General features: G+C 36.1%; 17 protein-coding genes and 1 pseudogene. 5 read left to right on the plus strand and 13 right to left on the minus strand.

Translation table 11 applies throughout. The features are described from left to right. Positions 1 to 99: 99 nt before the first annotated feature. Positions 100 to 1,293: a cation:proton antiporter gene (locus tag GQR56_RS17125; protein ID WP_166113728.1), complete on the minus strand. Its 1,194-nt coding sequence runs from the start codon at positions 1,291 to 1,293 to the stop codon at positions 100 to 102. After that, a complete protein-coding gene (locus tag GQR56_RS17130) occupies positions 1,293 to 2,504 on the minus strand; it encodes a tyrosine-type recombinase/integrase (RefSeq protein ID WP_166113731.1) in 1,212 nt (403 codons plus the stop codon). Before GQR56_RS17130 ends, GQR56_RS17125 begins: the two co-directional genes overlap by 1 nt. A 137-nt stretch (positions 2,505 to 2,641) precedes the next feature. Between GQR56_RS17130 and GQR56_RS17135 the strand changes: the two genes are divergently transcribed. Next, positions 2,642 to 3,205 (plus strand): YSC84-related protein, encoded by a 564-nt coding sequence (locus tag GQR56_RS17135; protein WP_024612141.1) that lies wholly within the window; start codon positions 2,642 to 2,644, stop codon positions 3,203 to 3,205. 1,396 nt (positions 3,206 to 4,601) lie between these two features. Here GQR56_RS17135 and GQR56_RS17140 read toward each other — a convergent pair. From GQR56_RS17140 to GQR56_RS17160, 5 genes and pseudogenes are all read right to left on the minus strand, one after another. Next, positions 4,602 to 5,623: pseudogene (locus tag GQR56_RS17140) on the minus strand (patatin-like phospholipase family protein). A gap of 138 nt (positions 5,624 to 5,761) precedes the next feature. Beyond that, positions 5,762 to 7,168 (minus strand): alanine/glycine:cation symporter family protein, encoded by a 1,407-nt coding sequence (locus tag GQR56_RS17145; protein WP_166113734.1) that lies wholly within the window; start codon positions 7,166 to 7,168, stop codon positions 5,762 to 5,764. A 415-nt stretch (positions 7,169 to 7,583) separates the two neighbouring features. Then, complete coding sequence (locus tag GQR56_RS17150) at positions 7,584 to 8,597, minus strand: patatin family protein (RefSeq protein WP_166113737.1); 1,014 nt, start codon at positions 8,595 to 8,597, stop codon at positions 7,584 to 7,586. A gap of 281 nt (positions 8,598 to 8,878) precedes the next feature. Then, positions 8,879 to 9,868, minus strand: a complete 990-nt coding sequence (locus GQR56_RS17155) for an LLM class flavin-dependent oxidoreductase (RefSeq protein WP_166113740.1) — start codon at positions 9,866 to 9,868, stop codon at positions 8,879 to 8,881. Positions 9,869 to 9,994: 126 nt separating this feature from the next. Further along, the gene (locus GQR56_RS17160; protein WP_166113743.1) at positions 9,995 to 10,747 is read right to left on the minus strand and encodes a siderophore-interacting protein; all 753 of its coding nucleotides are present in this window, start codon (positions 10,745 to 10,747) and stop codon (positions 9,995 to 9,997) included. A gap of 131 nt (positions 10,748 to 10,878) precedes the next feature. On the opposite strand from GQR56_RS17160, the gene GQR56_RS17165 reads away from it, so the two are divergent. From GQR56_RS17165 to GQR56_RS17175, 3 genes are all read left to right on the plus strand, one after another. Next, positions 10,879 to 11,298, plus strand: coding sequence for a MarR family winged helix-turn-helix transcriptional regulator (locus GQR56_RS17165; protein ID WP_166113746.1), 420 nt, complete (start codon positions 10,879 to 10,881; stop codon positions 11,296 to 11,298). An 82-nt stretch (positions 11,299 to 11,380) separates the two neighbouring features. Continuing rightward, positions 11,381 to 11,794 (plus strand): S24 family peptidase, encoded by a 414-nt coding sequence (locus GQR56_RS17170; protein ID WP_024609913.1) that lies wholly within the window; start codon positions 11,381 to 11,383, stop codon positions 11,792 to 11,794. Continuing rightward, positions 11,782 to 13,041: a Y-family DNA polymerase gene (locus GQR56_RS17175; protein WP_166113749.1), complete on the plus strand. Its 1,260-nt coding sequence runs from the start codon at positions 11,782 to 11,784 to the stop codon at positions 13,039 to 13,041. The genes GQR56_RS17170 and GQR56_RS17175 overlap by 13 nt, the downstream gene beginning before the upstream one ends. 75 nt (positions 13,042 to 13,116) lie before the next feature. Here GQR56_RS17175 and GQR56_RS17180 read toward each other — a convergent pair whose 3' ends face one another. The 5 genes from GQR56_RS17180 to GQR56_RS17200 form a co-directional block, all read right to left on the minus strand. Further along, entirely contained in the window at positions 13,117 to 13,578 is a 462-nt protein-coding gene (locus GQR56_RS17180; protein ID WP_166113752.1) for a hypothetical protein, read from the minus strand. Positions 13,579 to 13,775: 197 nt separating this feature from the next. Next, complete coding sequence (locus GQR56_RS17185; protein ID WP_166113755.1) at positions 13,776 to 14,294, minus strand: DUF4240 domain-containing protein; 519 nt, start codon at positions 14,292 to 14,294, stop codon at positions 13,776 to 13,778. Next, entirely contained in the window at positions 14,294 to 14,485 is a 192-nt protein-coding gene (locus GQR56_RS17190) for a YwbE family protein (protein WP_007583223.1), read from the minus strand. Before GQR56_RS17190 ends, GQR56_RS17185 begins: the two co-directional genes overlap by 1 nt. A gap of 68 nt (positions 14,486 to 14,553) precedes the next feature. After that, on the minus strand, positions 14,554 to 14,835 hold the full coding sequence (locus tag GQR56_RS17195) for a hypothetical protein (protein WP_166113758.1): 282 nt from the start codon (positions 14,833 to 14,835) through the stop codon (positions 14,554 to 14,556). Between the two features lie 15 nt (positions 14,836 to 14,850). After that, positions 14,851 to 15,063: a hypothetical protein gene (locus GQR56_RS17200; RefSeq protein WP_024609918.1), complete on the minus strand. Its 213-nt coding sequence runs from the start codon at positions 15,061 to 15,063 to the stop codon at positions 14,851 to 14,853. 99 nt (positions 15,064 to 15,162) lie between these two features. On the opposite strand from GQR56_RS17200, the gene GQR56_RS17205 reads away from it, so the two are divergent. Continuing rightward, the gene (locus tag GQR56_RS17205) at positions 15,163 to 15,972 is read left to right on the plus strand and encodes an ion transporter (RefSeq protein ID WP_166113761.1); all 810 of its coding nucleotides are present in this window, start codon (positions 15,163 to 15,165) and stop codon (positions 15,970 to 15,972) included. 95 nt (positions 15,973 to 16,067) lie between these two features. Here the strand turns inward: GQR56_RS17205 and GQR56_RS17210 are convergent, their stop codons facing one another. Next, the gene (locus tag GQR56_RS17210) at positions 16,068 to 17,189 is read right to left on the minus strand and encodes a DUF748 domain-containing protein (RefSeq protein WP_166113764.1); all 1,122 of its coding nucleotides are present in this window, start codon (positions 17,187 to 17,189) and stop codon (positions 16,068 to 16,070) included. Between the last annotated feature and the right edge of the window lie 441 nt (positions 17,190 to 17,630).

Raw genomic sequence — 17,630 nt, forward strand, 5'->3', positions numbered from 1 at the left:
AAGGCGTAACGGTTATTTTCATCATTGATGAAGTTAATCGTTACGCCTTTTTTAAATTAATTATTTTTAATTATCTAATTTAAATAACTGTTTTAAAAATTATTTTTTAGCAAAGCTATCTGCAATAGGCTTAGTGCTAATACCATGTATAAATACACTAAATAAAATAGTTGTCATAGCTATCGTCGCAATTTGATATTTATTTTCTATTTGTGTGTCTATTACCATCAAAGTAAAAACAATTGATGCTAATCCTCTTGGTCCAAACCACGCAAATGTAAAACGCTCTTTAACACTCAGTGCCGTAAACTGCAGTGACAACATAACTGGAATTATTCTAATTAATGTTGTACTTAATAAAGCGTAAATTATAATCTCAGTATTTAATTTAGGAATGACTAAGTAAGCGCAAACAAACCCGAACAAGCACCAAATCATAAGAGATGTAAAATCTGCAATATGCTCTGAGTCTTCAATTAATTCTGTTCTTACTTCTTCAGTCGAAAATTTATCAAATAATAAACCTGCAACAAATACCGCAATAAACCCACTACCATGAAAATATTGCGTAACAGAAAACACAGCCATAGCAAAACCAAGTAATAAAAATGGGCTTGTATTTTGTGCAAAGTAATGTCGTTTCATTGCAAAATTTAAACACGGTATAAAAATAACAATACTTGTAATTGCTACTAATAAAGCAAGTCCAAGCTCTCGACCAAATACACTTAATGTTTGCGTTGCAGTAATAGCTGATTCAGGATTTTTTGCGAGTAATATAAATATCAAAAATACGGGCACGCATAAACCGTCGTTTAATCCACTTTCAGTATTTATTCCTTCGCGTATTTTTTCGGGCACTTGCGTACTAGCTAATAATCCTTTACTCAATGCTGCATCGGTAGGTGTTAATATAATAGCAAGTAACGCCGCTTGAATAAGTGAAAGTTCAGCAAATAAAAATAACGCAACAGCAATACCAAGTAACAAAGTTAAGGGCAGGGCTACAAACAATAATAAACTTGGATACTGAAAACTATGTCTTAATACACTTAATTTTGATTTAGCAGCATCAGAAAATAAAAATATACTTAGCGTTAGTTCTATAAACGGCAATAGAAGATCTACACCTTCTTTTATTTTTTGCTCTTCATTGGGTAGTAACATTGCTAAACATATTCCGCCAACAACAAAAAACATTGGACCTGTTACTTCTGTTTTTTCTAGCTGGCGAAGTGTTAGAGAATAAATTAAAAATAGTCCGCCAATAAATGCTATTACTAAGTACTCCATTAAATTTTCCTTTTTAGCCCTGACTTTGCTCGCTCTTTAATATTTGTTTGAATATAAATTTGATCAGTAGTCGCAATTTTAGAATGACCTAAATCTTCTGATAAATGTTTAAGCGGTCTGGTTTGTGCGTCATGTGTAGCACCCGTATGACGAAGCCAGTGCGCAGTTGCCGCACCAAGTTGTTCAGCATCATCTTTAAAACCGTCATCGAGTAATGATTGCTGTGCAAAATCAAAACTTTGTTGAACCAAACGCCTAATTTGTCTTACGGTCATACCACCTTGGCCTCGAATTTTATGAACCAATGGATCTGATTCATCAACGCGAGGAAGGGCGGGTAAACCACGGTATAATCTATAACGTTTTAAATATTCAACAAAATCATCGCTTAACGTCACATCACGTAATTTATTTCCTTTACCCATAATACGTAAAAACCAAAATCCATCATTATCTTGCCAAAAATGAGACATAACTGGAGACCATTGTGGTCGTTCAGATAATTCTGATATTCGTAAATATAATCCTTTTAAACATGCGAGCGTAAATAAATTTCGCTCTAACTCTGGTTTTTGTTCGCACATATCACGCGTAACACCAAAAACATATTCCCATTGTATATCGCTTAATGTGTCTGGAATTTGAATTTGTGATTGTACGACTAAGTAAGGACTATTTTTTTTAACAACAGGGACAAAGTTAGCAAACGTTTTTTCTTCTAGTAAGGCAAACTTATAAAAAACATTTAATGCTGTAAACATAGACGATAATGTTTGTTGGCTTGCAATGGATTCTTTAAGCATAAAAGGGCGCCAACTTTTATTAAGTCGACGAATTCCTTGCTCATCTTTATAGCGCCATTGCACTGAAGTTGCTGTCCATGCTTTATCTGGTTCAACCATAAAATCTACGTAAGCTTCGATATCTTCGCGTTTTAAATTAAAAACTGATTTTTCTGCCACTAACCAAGACCATAAATGAAAGCGTTCAAGCTCATTTCGAAAACGACTATAGGTTGCTTCAGATTTTCGACCATAAACATATAAAAACTGATACAAGAATACCAGATCGGCTTTTGATTCAGTTACAGTCAAGCCGATTTCCTGTATAAAGGACGCAAGTTCTGGGTATTCTGAATTTAGAGTATCATCATCAAGATGAGCAATTTGATATCTTAATTGTTTTAACGTATCAACTAAAGCGACAAGCATAATATATAAATATTCAATTAAATAATAGACTTACAGTTTACTTGTAAAGTCCGATACTGTCTAGTATTGGACATAGTATAGCTTTATTATTTTAAATTTATGCCTATTAGTTGCTATGTTTTATTAAGGAAAAAATTATGAAAAAATTTATTATTTTAAGCGTATTAGCTTTAAGTGTTACATTGTCGGGCTGCGCTACAACTGGCAGTGCTTCACCAAGCGAAAAACGTTCACTTGTACAAAGTATGAAAGCAAACACATTAGATAAATTATACGCTGAAAAACCTGATGTTAAAAAACAAATTGCTAACTCGGCTGGTTATGCTGTATTCGATAACGCGAATGTAAATGTAGTGCTTGCTAGTTTTGGTGGTGGCTATGGTGTTATTAGAAATAACCTTACGGGTAAATCGACATACATGAATATGGGCGAAGCTGGTTTAGGGCTTGGTTTAGGCGTAAAAGATTTTAATGTTGTAATGGTTTTTCATAACCAAGCAGCATTAAATAGATTTATTGAAAACGGTTGGACATTTGGTGGCAATGCAGATGCTGCTGCTAAATATGGTGATAAAGGTGGCGCTGTAGTTGCCGAAGCTATTGCAGATCAAGTTACTGTATATTCTTTAACCGAAAATGGACTTGCATTGCAAGCCGTTTTAAAAGGAACTAAGTTTTGGGTCGATTCAGAGCTTAATTAGCCCCTAAATTACTCTCCTAAAAGCGAGCTGGTTTGTATAATCACGCTCGCTTTATTAAAACCAAGCCTATTTAACATAACGTAATTTATGGGCAGTTACTATTAAGCAAATGCGCCCTCTGTTGTGTCACTTGCTAAACGTGGAACTAGTGTTACCGTCACACGTTGAGAGATAAATTTTTATAATATCTGATCGATTTTATCCTCATCTTTGTTTTACTATTTTTCGATAGCCCGATTTAAAGGTAATTCTCTTAAATCTGTCCCTATTACATTAGCGATAAAATATATTGATCTCTATTTGGTTACGGCTATGGAAAAGCAAGACTATCTGCAGAAAAACTGCTCGCTATAATTTATTGGAAGATTTATCCGAATAATACTTACACTGATCTTAAATCTCGATGGAAGATTAAACTCTCTGATATTCAGCTAGTACAGCGGTATAAATATTTTGCATGGACGTTAGCATCTGTATATAAAGCATAGGATTTATATTTATCAGATCGATAAGATAAATTGCTAAATATTATTAGTGAAATAGCTCAAAGATCTGGTAGCTAATTTAGTAAATAAGAGCCGATTACCCGGCTCTAAACTATTAGCTACCTAAGTTTCTTAAGTTCTTCTTCCTTTATCTTTAATTCAATCCTTGCTGTTTTCATTTTATAGTAATCGGTTGAATGTTTCAGTGGATTTAAAATTCTCATTAATAATGGAATTGTAGCATCTTGAATTACTTCAAGAATATAGCTTACTATAGTTGATAGCATGTTACTGCTCCTAATAAATTATGAATTTATAAGCTAGGAAGCTGGGCATCATTGACAAAGTCAATTTATCGCGTTAACATCTAATTATCACAAAAGAGTCAAATTTGATAACTTGTTTTTATCTGTAGGTGCCGTTTACCTATCCTAGCAAACGGTTATTTTCTTAGTATATTTCTTATAATCATTAATCCTTTTCATTTTCATTTTTCAAATAATAACATGTCAATAATTTTTGATAAAATTATAATCCCCTGTTTGACTTTGTATATATTCTATCAAATTAGAACTAACCAAAAACACCTTACATACCGATTTGCTTAACTAAGTGGTCTTTTTTTTGGTGGGAGATCTGACAATATCAAGAAAAAATTTAGTTATTCCTCTAATGATTACATGCTACCCAGTACAGATAGAAATAAAGCAAGGTGCTTGAGAAAGGGCATCAAAAAACGAATACTGAAGAGCTACTATTATTAATTTAAAATATAGTAACTAAGTGCCAAGCAGTCACTATTAAAAGCAATTATAAAGCATTAATAAAAGGGCTTTTCTGCCCTTTTCTTTTTTGACTATATACCGAGATTTATAATTTTATATCGTCCTAAATAGTATATGCTTAAAAATTTATCCTGGATTTAATTTTTTATCAAACGCCTCCGCCAATTTTTCAGTTTCACTAAAAACGGTATTCCAATATTTTATGCGTGTATCGGCATCGAGATCGGTAAAGTCATTCCTGTCTGGAATTTTTCCGTAAGGTAAGCTTGCTATAAATTCTTTTGATGGGGTGATCATCACTACATTATCGTAATTGAGAGGTGACACTTTGCGTTTTAAATTTTTATCGAACCACCCTGCTTTTGGCTCTGAATTAAAATGCGGATATAAAATTAAGCCTGGGTTATTAATTTTTAAATCAAAGTGATAGTCAATAATTCCGCCGTCCCGGTATATTCCAGGTGGTGAGCCTGCAATGTTTTTTATACCTTGCATAACAAGCGGTATAGAGCCTGATGCAAGTAATGCATCTTTTAAGTTTGTTTGTGTGAGTGCTATGTTTTGTGTTTTAAAATTGTAGCTGTCGGTAATTGATAAGTCGCTTGTTGCTGGACCAAATATAAAACGCTCATACTGCGAGCCCAATAATTTTCGGTTAACGCGATTGAGCATATAACTTTTTGATAAACCCAGTAGCTGTACTAATTTATTTTCGCTGGCTATGAATCCATTCGATTTAGCCACGATAAAGTGCGCTTTAAATACGGGGTTATTTATAATTTCGGTTACGCCGTTATCGCCAAAAACATCTTCAAGTAATGCGCGCGCTTTTATTGTAATTTCAGCGGGCGTTGGTTTATTACTCGAATATCGGGTTTGCGAATACGATTTTGCTAAGCGCTCAATAGCTGCAACGGGATCTTTTTGTGCAAAACACGCAGAGCGAAAAGCGCCAGCTGATGATCCAATTAAATTAAGTGGCTGAGTTCGGTTTTAAAAAATTCACCAAAAATGTATTTATCTAAACCAAATAACGTAAACCATTTTGGGCCACCACTTGCGCCTAAAAAAGAGGTGAAAAGTTCTGGTTTAAAGCCTTGTTCGTTTATTATTTTTGCTGCGGTTTTACCTGCGTGGATCTCGATCATCTAAAAAATAGTGCCTTTATTATTGGTTATTTTAGTTGTTTATTTAAAACTTAAAGTGAATAATTATTCAAAACAAAAAGCGATTTTATGTTGCCATAAAACCGCTTTTTATCATTAAAGGTGCTTAAAGTACGTTAATTAATCCCAAATGCCGTCTTCGCATTTACCCTGTACTTTTACATCTTTTACTTTAAATTCGGGCTCTAAACCTTTGTCTCTTTGTGCGTGGTAATCGCTGGTAACAGACAAAATAGTCGGCGTTAACAGTATAATAGCGATAACGTTAACCACTGTCATTAACCCTAAGGCAATATCGGCTAAATCCCACACTTCTTTTAACGTGGCTGATGCGCCCCACAACATCATTGATAAATAAAGCAAAGTGTAAATGCCGCGCCCTACTTTGTTGTCGAGCTTAAAGAGGTGCAAGTTACTCTCTGCATAGGCGTAATTTGCCACTACCGAGGTAAACGCAAATAAGGTAATTGCAGCTGCTACAAAGTAAACACCACCTTGTGCTAAGTGAGCGGTCATGGCGCTTTGCGTTAAGCGGATGCCTTCCATTTCGCCGCTTATATCTACATCGGCTAATAAAATAATAACTGCTGTACAGCTACACAGTACAATCGTATCGAAAAATACGCCTAGCATTTGTATGTAGCCTTGCGTTACAGGGTGATTAGGAATAGGGCTGGCACTTGCTGATGCATGCGGCACACTACCCGCACCCGCCTCGTTTGAATATAAACCACGTTGAATACCATTTTTAATAGCCGCGCCCATTGCACCGGCACCCGCTTCTTGTAACCCAAATGCTGATAAAAATATATCTTTAAGCATAGCAGGTACTTGCGTGTAATTTATAAGGGTAATAATGACAGCAGCGAGTACAAATACAATGCCCATTATAGGCACTACGCGCTCTGCAAATCGGGCAATTGCTTTAAAGCCACCGAGTATAATTGAGCCCGCTAGTACGGTAATAACCAGCCCTGAGTAAAGTGTAGGGACTTTAAACGCATAGTTTAGCGCGTCTGTAATTGTGTTAGTTTGCATGGCGCTAAAGGTAAAGCCGTAACCTAAAAACAAACACGCGGCAAATACAATAGCAAAGGCGCGACTACCTAAACCTTGTTGAATATAATACGCGGGGCCGCCTCTAAAATCGCCGTTGCTATCGCGCACTTTGTATACTTGCCCAAGTACGCTTTCGGCAAAGCCTGTTGCCATTCCCAGTATAGCAATAACCCACATCCAAAATATTGCGCCGCTACCACCAAGAGAAATTGCAACCGCTACACCAGCTAAATTACCGGTACCTACACGGGCGCATAACCCTGTGCAAAGGGCTTGGAATGATGAAATGTCGTCTTTTTTACATTTGCTACTGCCTTTAAGTAAGCTAAACATATGCTTAAATTTAAATATTTGGATGCCTTTTAAACGCACAGAAAACCAAATACCGGTAAAGAGTAAAATATAAATAAGTACCTGACCCTTTCCCCACAAGAGGTCATTTACACTTTTCACTACGATATCGAACATTACTAATCCCTTTTATTTTTATACTTTTTCTCTATATAAGCACCCATTTAAACTGTGCCATATCGCGCTATTTAGCAAGTCGATAAACATTAAGCCATAATCGCTTTTAAAATTGACTTTGCCTTATAGTGAAGCGTGCTTGGGTGTTTATTGATCAGTGATAAAACCCACTTTAACTATGAATTTTATTTCTTTAAATGTGAATAATAAATCATAATTACACTTTATATTGATTAGTTAAAAAATCAATAATATCTTTTAAGATTCAGTATTTTTGTTTTGTGTATGAGGGGTGTAACCGCTTTTTATTTTAATGCGGTTAGGCGTAATAAGAGTAATTAATAACAAAAAAATAGCGCATAAGGGTATGCGCTATTTATTAATTATATTTAAAATTTGGCTGTTGATTTACAGCTTAGTTATAGCTGTATTGTGTAGTAGCACCGTAGTGGTTATTACTGTTAACCTGTAAATTTTGGATTGCTAAGTATGAGCGCCCTGCATCTAACCCTAGTTTATGATCAAAACGTAAGTCGTCATTCGAACTGCCTAATAATTTACTGTGCAGCTTTTCGTCTGCAAATATTTGTATTATTTCTACATCATCAGGAGGATTAGCAATAAAGTTAAGCTCGTCTAAATAAGCTTGTTCGTGTTGTATTAGGTAGTCTAATGTTTTTGGGCAATAACCTGATGCAATAGCAAAGGTTCTTAGCTTTTGAACCCATGCAGACTGCGCCTGAAAATTAGCATCTACCGTTCTTATTACAACAATTTTTCGTGCGCCACGGTTGTACGCTTCACGAACGGGTAAAGGTGCAGCTAAACCACCATCGAGATAAAAATCGCTTTGATTTTGATCTTCAGCTAGGTGTGTTTCGTTAGCTGCTTTTGCATCTAACCAAGGTGTTAATTTTACGCCTTGTTTATACAAAAATGGCAGTGCACTTGACGCTTTTAGCAGCTCACGCCATTGCTGGCTTTCGCCTGTTGGCGATAAAAAGTACGCTTTTCTGTCTCGTGCATTAGTAGCCGTAATAAGTAATTCACGATCACCTAAACTGGTTTTAGCCGTTTTGAAATCAATAGCTCTGTTTACTTCGGTGGTTTTGTCAAAGTACCAATCTAAGTCGACTATGTGTTTACCCACCAAACCACGACCTAATTGAAAAAATCGTTTATTACGAGACAACCCTCTAATTAGACGCTTTGCATAGCCTTTTTGACGCGCTAAATAGCTGGTTAAATTTTGAGAACCGGCAGAGGTGCCAATAAATAAGTCGAATGGGTCGTATTCTTGCTCTAACCAAGCATCAAGTACGCCTGCCGTGAAGATTCCTCGTTGCCCGCCACCTTCAGCAATCAGAGCAACTTTTGGCTGCGCTGTTTGATTAACTGAATTAGCTGTTGCGGTGTTTAGAGACTTCACGGTGAACCTACCTTTATTTAATGATGTTTGGTTTAATACATACAGTGTAATAAATAAAAGTAATATCTTAAAATTGATTGTTTAAATCAGTTCGATTGATAAAATAGAACGCTATATGGTCGATAAATTGACTTAATATAAGTTAATTACTCTTTCAAAAGACTGGTTTTTCAATTTTACAGACATCACATAAATCAATTCAATGTATAAAATGAATGTTCTTTATTGATGCCTGCAACCTTAACAAAGACAAGGTGTACGCTTGCTTAACTAACTATATGCTAATGCTTTATTTCCATTAATATTTCGAGGGCACGATGGCGTTTTTCTTCATCAAATAAGTCGTTAGTAAATATAAACTCATCAACTTCGAGTTGTTTTACGATCATTTCTAACTTGTGTTTAATACTTACATGACCGCCGGTTACACTTAAGCTTAAAAAGTTTTCTACATGAGCGCGTTCTTGCTCGCTCCATAAACCATCCATTGTATCTACAGGTGGTTTTAACCACAGCTCTTTGCCTCTAATTAAAGCTAAAACACGTTGCTTTGACGTTGTAGATAAGTGCTGCGCTTCATCGTCAGTGTCTGCTGCCACTAAAGGCAGTGCAAGCATGACGTATGGCTTATCAAGTACGCTTGATGCTTTAAACTCGCGTTTATACAGCGCTATTGCGTCGTGTACAAAGCGCGGTGCAAAATGCCCTGCAAATACATACGGTAACCCTTTTTGCGCTGCAAGTTGCGCGCTAAATAAACTTGAACCTAATAACCAAATAGGTACGTTTGTGTTCTCACCAGGAATAGCGCGTATTGGGTGCGTGCCATTATAAGGACCTAACAATGTTTGTAGTTCGCTTACTTCTTGAGGAAAGCGTTCGGCGCGGCTCATGTCACTATTTAATGCACGGCTTGTTACTTGGTCACTGCCAGGGGCACGACCAAGTCCTAAATCAATTCTTCCTGGGTATAAACTCTCTAATGTACCAAATTGCTCAGCAACAACTAATGTTGAATGGTTTGGCAACATAATACCGCCCGAACCAACACGTATTTTTTCAGTATTGCCGGCAATATGCCCAACTAAGATAGACGTGGCGGCGCATATAATACCTGGCATATTATGATGTTCTGCAAGCCAAAAACGATTAAAACCTAACTCGTCGGCTCTTTGTGCATATTTGGTAGTTTTATGTAAGGTATTGGATACCGTTGCCCCTTGAGGCATTGGTGCAAGCTCTAATAAAGAAAAGGGAATATTAGTTAACAAAATAGCAGCTCCTAAAAATGCATACTAATAATATGTTATTAGTATAAAACACTTAAATGGGACTGCTATGAGATCAATTCAAGTTACTTGAGTGTATAAAAGTAAATATGCATATGTTATTTAGCTCTAAGATATTCGAGCCAGTTCAGCATCGCGCTGGCGTAGTTGCTTGTAGCGTTCTGAGTTAAGCCCTTTTTTCCAATATCCCGATGAAACTATGTTACATCGCGGTATAGAAAAGCGTTCATCTAATTGTGTTTTAACTTTACGTACAAGCCCTGCTTCTAATGCCATAAATACAATAGGAGGTTGTTCGCTTATTTCTAAGTTACTTAATGCATTTAGCATGCTTTTGTCGGGAGTGCTGGTAACTAACCAATTTACGTTACGCGTTGTGTTTAAACTTATAATATCTTTCGCTGTGGGTACATGTATAAACGCATCAATGTTGGCGGCTTTTGGCAGTAGTTGTAAATACGCTTTAATTGCATTTACTGAGGTTAAATCGCCCAATAGTACATAATGACCGTGGTCATAGTTATCAAGTTTTTTAGGTCCAGGACCAGCTATAGCCACCCCGTCACCTACTTTTACTGATTGCGCCCATTGTGTTGCAGGACCTTGGTGCATATTTATAACAAAATCGAGTGTTATAGCGCCGTTGTTTAGGTTTATGTCTCTAATAGTATAAGAACGCATACATGCCGTTTTTATGTCTAAATCTATTTTATGATCGTTGGGGATCAACACTTTTACGTAGTTTCCAATATAGCTTGTTGATAAACCTTTAAACTCATCAGAGCCTAGCACTATACGCTGTAAATGCGGTGTAATTTGCTTTGTACTTAACACGTTAGCTTTGCGAATTTGTTTGCTCATGTATTACCTCGTTTTACAAAACTTGGATTTAAATAATAAGCTGCTAAAAGCAGACATTGCACAACGCCCCATTGGTTGATAAAATCAACTATAGCAATTTAATTGACATTGTCAACCATTATGGATTTAATATGAACTCTTCTCTTGCCAATACACTTTTTGTATTAATGCAAAACTACCGTGTAACAATACGTGAAGCCATTAATGCCAGTGAGCTTGAGCTAAACGCAATGCATGTACGTTGCTTGCATATTATTGCTGCTACTAGTAACTGCACAGCAAACGACATTGTGACCAAAACTCAACGTGATAAAGCACAAATAGCACGTTTGGTTAAGGAGTTAATAGCTTTAAATCTAATAAATAAATGCGCGAGTGAGCAAGACAAACGCTGTTTTATTTTATCGTTCACCTCTCAAGGCACAGCACTTTTTGATAAATTACTAAATGCAGAGCAATGTGTTAACGAGCAAATGTGTAAAAATTTAAACCCTCAACAAATCAATGACTTTTTAGACACTGCAAAAAAAATGATCAAAAACATGCAATGATCTTTAATGCATTACTTGGCATAAGTTAAACAAAACGCATATACTGTACACTTATACAGTATATGCGTTTTGGTTGACCTTTATGTTTGTTATTCCTATTTATATAGAAGCCGGTGTATGTGGATTTGAATCTCCCGCTGCACAATATAGCGAGCTTGGTGTATCGCTTGATGAATTATTAATTAAGCACCCTGATGCGACCTTTATTGGGGTTGCTTCTGGCAGCTCTATGCAAGAAGTGGGGATTTTTCAGGGTGACTTATTATTAGTAGACCGTGCAGAGCAAGCTAAAGATGGTGATGTAATTGTTGCTAATTTAAATGGCTTATTTGTATGTAAGTTACTTGATAAAACCAATGCACGGCTTTTATCGGCATCCCCTTTATATAAACCAGTGCAACTTACACCCAGTGATGAGTTTCAGCTTGAAGGCGTGGTTAGTTTATCTATTAGATTACACAGACAAAACCCCGAGTTACTTTCATGTATGCCTTAGTTGATGCGGTGTCTTTTTATGCCAGCGCCGAAAAGGTTTTTGATCCTGCTATTCGTTCTAAACCTGTTGTTGTACTTACAAATAACGATGGGTGTGTATGTGCGGTATGCCCTATTGCAAAACGTTTAAATATTCCTAAATTTGGTCCTTACTTTAAAGTGAAGCATTTGCTTGAGCAAAATAACGTAATTGTTCGCTCTAGTAACTACGAACTATATGCCAATTTAAGCGATAGAATGATGAACGTAATTGCTCGCTTTTGCGATACTCAACACGTGTATAGTATTGACGAATCGTTTTTACATTTTAATAGTTATACACCACTTATAAGTAGTTGGTACGACTACGGTCATACAATAAGGCGTACTGTATGGCGAGAAACCAAGCTACCTGTAGGCGTGGGTTTTGGGGTTACCCCAACGCTTGCAAAAGCAGCTAATCATGCCGCTAAAAAGTTGTCTGGCTTTAATGGAGTTGCTGTTATAGACACAGAGGGATCTAGACAAGCTATTTTACAAAGAATGAGTTGCCAAGATGTATGGGGCATAGGTAAACGCTTAGCTAAAAAACTTAAAATAATGAACATACATACGGCATGGCAATTAGCACAGCAAAACCCTAGTGCTATGCGCCGCACTTTTAGTGTAGTAGTAGAGCGTACAGTAAGAGAGCTTAACGGCGAAACATGCTTAAACTGGGATGATGTAAGACAAGATAAACGTGAAATATTTTCGACTCGTAGTTTTGGAGAACGGATATGCGAGCTCACGGCACTCAAAACAGCGCTTATTAATCACGTAACAATTGTAGGCAGTAAACTGAGGGCACAAAAGTCTTTAACAAATCAGCTTTATATATTTGCTGCAAGCTCCTCTCACGAGAACATTTTTTATAAAAAATCGTTTGTGTATAAATTTACTAATCCTACTAACGATACCTGCGTTATGGCAAATGCAATTTCAGAAGTGTTTGGGCAAATATACCAACCGGCAGTGCGCTTTTACAAATGCGGTGTAGGTGCTTTAGAGCTTACTTCGCAGCAATTTCAACAAGATGATTTGTTTAATAAATGCAATGACAATCCACAACTAATGAACTGCCTAGATGCGGTTAATAAACGTTATGGAAAAGGAATGCTTAGCTTAGCAAGCAGTAAGTTAAATGATCGTTGGCATATGAACAGAGCTTTTTTATCACCTCAGTACACAACTCGCTGGCGCGACATACCCAAAATACACTGCGAGTAACGTGAGTAGCCATTAGCCAGCTTAGTAACGTCTATTAGCTTAATTAGCTAATAGAGCAACTTAAATGGCTAATGTTTATTTACCGATATCTGTTTGCTTAAATGTACACTCTACACTTGGTTCACTTAACGTGTATGTAATGACATTATTAGGTAAAAATTTAATACTTTGATTTATTATTTTTTCGTTGGCAAGATTTTCACAACGACTCATTCTTAAACTATTCTCAAGACCATCACTTTTATATTTTAATGAACTCGTAATAAAACAAAAGTTAGGTTTTTTAGTGGTTTGTGTTCCGTTATGTAAAGGTCCAAAAATAATTTCGTTACCTAATTTAAATCCCGCTGAAGCATTTTTTTCATCTTGTAAGCTTAAACGGCTATTAACGCACAAAGCCGAGTTAGCCGACACAACCTCATAAGCACCTAATTTAGTTTTTAAAAGAGGAATAAAACGCGTTTTATTACTTGGCTCACTAAAAGCGTAGGCACTTGTAAATGTAATTGCTAGCAAAGCAAATGTTATATATTTCATTGCGTGTGTGTATCCTCGAGAGTTAATGTGTTAGACAAGCGAAAAATGCTTAGCTACTTAACTTTTTACAACTATAACAGAGATTTACTATAAAAGGAGAGAAGTCGTGCTACAGCGATTAGATACTACAACTAATCATTTTGTTGTTAAGTGCGCTATTAAATACGTACCTAAACAACAAAACGATTAAATACAAATTACTGCCAATATTTTGCAAATAATAAAGGATAACTTAACTTTAAAAACTTAGGTTTGTCTTTAAATCGCTTACCTTGAGGCTCGTCGCTTCCTGATGGAATAAACGGCAGTTCGTCATCGTTACGTTCTTCGTATAACAAGCCTGCGATTAAATCGTATTCATCAATATACGGATAAGGCTGTTCATTTAAAAAATAAACAGGTGAACACTGTGCAATTGAGTCGGCATTGAGTAAGGCGTTTTCGAACACTGTTTTACCGCGCGAAATCAACCAACATCTAAATTCACTAAAGCCATAATCATCGTTACAGCCAGCCATAACAAAGGCTGCGCCAAATAAGTCCCACGTAAAACATTTACGCATGCTTATACCAAAATACTTATCAAACTCTATAAGTTGTTGGTCGGTTAAATCTGTTAATTTACTTTTTAAATTGTCGCTTACACTTTGCGGATCGAGTCCTAACTCAGGAGCGGTTACTAAATCCCAAAAAGCATGCTCTGTTAATGCTGCCATTATAAAATCTCTTTCACTCGGCCAACTTGACCATCTTCTAAACGAACTTTAATACCGTGTGGGTGATTAGGCGATTTAGTTAAAAGACGTTCAACAACACCTTCGGTCAATGTACCGCTGCGTTGATCTTCTTTTAATACAATATTTACTGTTGTGCCTGGTGAAATTTGCGAACGCGTAGGAACAGCCATAATTTAAACCCTAAAAATAATTTATCTAATTATAACGTCCATGTGATGTCATACCAACTAAACCGCTGTTAATTGGCTAAAAATGAGATGTGTGCTGGTTTTACATTCAATTTAATACTTGCGAGTTGCTTAAGTATTATATCCGCTAAGTCGCCGAGTTGTGGTTTTGCATTTTCAAGCGCAATTTCGTCGCTAAAGTAGCACATAACTTTTAATGTGCTGGCTTCATTATTTAAATCGACCGTATGCGTTAGGTAATCAAAGCCAAATACTGTTTCTTTTATTGTTTCGCACGCAACAGTTAGCGCTAAGCGAATTTGTTTATCTCGTAGTTTTTGAGTTTTAGTCATAAATAATAATGCTACTTATTTGGTATCTGCTTGTTGCTGTTTTTTAAATTCTTCATAATTGGAATCTTGATTATCTAAACATTCATAATATTCTTTGTCTGCTTTATAATTGCACTCATCAAGACGTGCCGATTGAACTTCATGAAAGCGGGTTTCAGAGCTACAAGCGGCTAAAACACACAACCCAACAATAAGTAATGCACTATTTTTTAGTTTATTGATAAACATTAACTTCCTTACACTTTCTATATCGAAAAAACGTTAAATTATTACAATGTTATTGTATATTAGCACCATAAAATCTTATTCCTCACAGGACCCACTATTATGATGTCGCAGTTGCAAAGGTTGTTTCAGCGTATAGACAAAAGCAAGATATTTCAATCATTTGTTATAGCTGTAATAATTGTTTCTGCTTTGACTGTAGGCGCACATACCTACTCACTACATCCAACGGTAGAACTTGCTCTAAATTGGATGGATATAGGCATAACGGCATTCTTTTTGATTGAATTAGCTATTCGCTTTGTTGCAAGTAAAGGTATAAAAGATTTCTTTTCTAAAGGGTGGAATATATTCGACACCATTATAGTGTTAGGTAGTTTATACCCTGCGGCAGGCTCTACCATGTTAATTGCGCGATTACTTCGCATATTTAGAGTATTGCGATTGGTGTCTATGATCCCAGAGCTGCGCTTATTAGTTAATTCATTGTTTAAAGCAATTCCGCAAATGGGTTATATAGCACTTTTAATGTTTGTTATTTTTTACATTTACGCCGCAATGGGTAGCATGATGTTTGCTGAAATAAACCCCGTGCTTTGGCAAGATGTATCTATATCAATGCTTACATTATTTAGAATAGCCACATTTGAAGATTGGACCGACATAATGTACGAAACAATGGCGGTATATGATTTAAGTTGGATTTACTATTTAACCTTTATATTTTTAACCGCATTTGTATTTTTAAATATGATGGTAGGCGCAATACTTGAAGTAATGAGCGAAGAGCATCGTAATGCCCGAGAAGAACTTGCAGATAACGAGTCACTCCCTGCAACACAAGGCCAAGTAAGCGAACTACAAGCTCAAATTGCAGAGTTAAAAGAGTTATTGAGTAACCGCAAAGAATAATGTGCATAACCAATATTAAAGCACCCACTTATATTTAAAAGTGGGTGTAATTAGGGCTAAACGTTAACTTATAAGTATTACAAAGCACCTTCATTTCACTCATCATTTGTAGATTCGTTATTCGTATCTTCAAAAGATATGACGTTATCGACTTTCATTTTAAAGGCATCAAAAAATGCATTTTTTAATACTGAAGTAACAGCCTCAATAGTCGACACATCTGCGTTGTCGAGTTGCCCATTTATAGGGATGCGCGCAGCTACAAGCTTAGATTCATCGTTTTCTAGTATGGTACTTAGCAAATCAACGCTGCCTTCAAATATTGCTGTAAACACCCCATCATCATCTTTTTCTATATCTTCTCGCCAAGAAAAAACACTCAAGTTTTGAACACCCGCTTTTACATAGCCATTTAAATTATTATTTTTAGCCACCAATTCCATAGCGCCATCAATGCCACCCGCTTCAATATCAAACGGTGTATACACTTTAAATACAGTATCGAGGTTTTTAACTGAAAAACGCTGCACCTCTGCATTTAAGTCAAAATTAGCCTGTTTACTAAAGGGATCAAGTTTGCCATTAAGTTTTAAGGCTGCCTCGCCCATTAATGCTCCCTCAACATTTAAAGTAGTCACAAGTGTTTTTGATAAGTTTTGAGCATTGGTAATATTTTTAATTTCGGCATTAATATTTGATATAAAAGTTGGTTTTTCACCGCTGTTAGTTGAATTAACTAAGGTTAGCTTTCCTTGCTTTATAGTTAGTGTATCGATAGAAAACAACACTAAATTATTAGCAAGCCCTACCCATGTTGTTTCGTCTTTAACTTGTTTATTTTGCTCTACTGTACTTGGGTCTTTATCGTAAATAACTATTTCAGGACGCGTAAACGCCATGTTTGTTACTAAATTACCTTTAAAAAGCGCCGACCATGCAAGTGAAAAATCGAGTGTTTGTACTGCAAGTAATGGTTTTGGGGATGAGGTTGCATTAACAGCATAAATTTCTACATCATCAATGGCATAAGCCCCTCGATATAGAAATAAATCTACGTCACCTACATGCCCAGTAATCCCTTGAGTATGTTTTAGCTGATAATTTACATACTGTTGTACCCCGTAAGGAGCCGCTATTCTGGCAATAACAAGCAATAATATAATTACCACTATAGAATTAAACCATTTACTGTGTGATACATTAGAAAAAGAGCTCATTGTAATTTCCTTTACCTGAGACGTTACAAATGAGTATTTTAAACATGTAAAAACTACGCAAAATTGTAATTAAACTGCGTACATGAGTTTAAAATACTCAGTTATTTGAGTCTGTTGTAATTAAAGTGGCTAATTTAGCTAATAAAGCAAAGGCTGTACCAGTTTATAAATACGTAAATATAAATAAACGATAAAGTTGATATCAGTGTGATTATGCTGGTGGGATAATACGAATCGAAACAATGCACCGTTTTTATAATGAGCACTGGCGGGCAATTCAACTCTAACAAGCACAGTGACTTAAACGACAAAGCCTTACTACAAGAGCAAATCTATGTAGCAAGGCTTCATAGGTTGGATCTTAAGGAATAAAACTTGAAAACATGCTCTGAATTTGATCTGATAGTAATCGCCAAACCACTATCTATCCCAAAAGCAGAG

Source organism: Pseudoalteromonas sp. Z9A5, from assembly GCF_011378875.1.
In the GTDB taxonomy this organism is placed as follows: domain Bacteria; phylum Pseudomonadota; class Gammaproteobacteria; order Enterobacterales; family Alteromonadaceae; genus Pseudoalteromonas.